This is a genomic window from Acinetobacter lwoffii (genome assembly GCF_024129595.1).
GTDB classification, from domain to species: Bacteria; Pseudomonadota; Gammaproteobacteria; order Pseudomonadales; family Moraxellaceae; genus Acinetobacter; species Acinetobacter lwoffii_O.
In genome coordinates this window covers 1-688 of the sequence record NZ_JAMXXS010000098.1, presented here as the reverse complement: position 1 = coordinate 688, position 688 = coordinate 1, and the positions used below count along the sequence as shown (strand labels likewise).

Annotated in this window: 1 protein-coding gene; it reads right to left on the bottom strand. The window is 41.6% G+C overall.

The window, feature by feature from the left end:
- A partial coding sequence (locus NI466_RS15815; RefSeq protein WP_253174010.1) for an IS6-like element IS1006 family transposase occupies positions 1-626 on the bottom strand: 626 nt, incomplete at its 3' end.
- Positions 627-688 lie beyond the last annotated feature (62 nt).

Below are 688 nucleotides of genomic sequence, written 5' to 3'. Positions count from 1 at the left end.
CGTAGTGCACGCATGACTTCAATACCTTTAATTGTGGCATAAGCCGTCTTCATAGATTTGAATCCTAATGTGGCCCTGATGATCCGCTTTAGCTTGCCATGATCACATTCAATCACGTTATTTTTATACTTAATCTGCCTGTGCTCAAGGTCTGGTGGACATTTACCTTCCCGTTTTAACCGTGATAAAGCACGTCCATATGTGGGTGCTTTATCCGTGTTGATCACTTGTGGAATTTGCCACTTCTTCACATTATTTAAAATTTTTCCAAGAAAACAATATGCTGATTTGGTATTACGTCTAGAAGAAAGATAAAAATCAATGGTATCGCCACGTTGATCGACTGCACGATACAGATAAGACCATCGTCCATTCACTTTTACATAGGTTTCATCAATATGCCACGAGCTCAGATCTGTAGGATTACGCCAATACCAGCGTAAACGTTTTTCTATTTCAGGAGCATAACGTTGAACCCAACGGTAAATAGTCGTGTGATCAACATTCACACCCCGTTCGGCCAGCATTTCCTGCAGTTCACGATAGCTAATGCCATATTTACAATACCAGCGCACAGCCCAAAGAATGATTTCGCCCTGAAAATGCCGACCATGGAAAGGATTCATATGCTGCACCTTTAGCTAAAACAGTCTTCAGCTTACCATTCGTGGTTATTTGCAACAGTGCC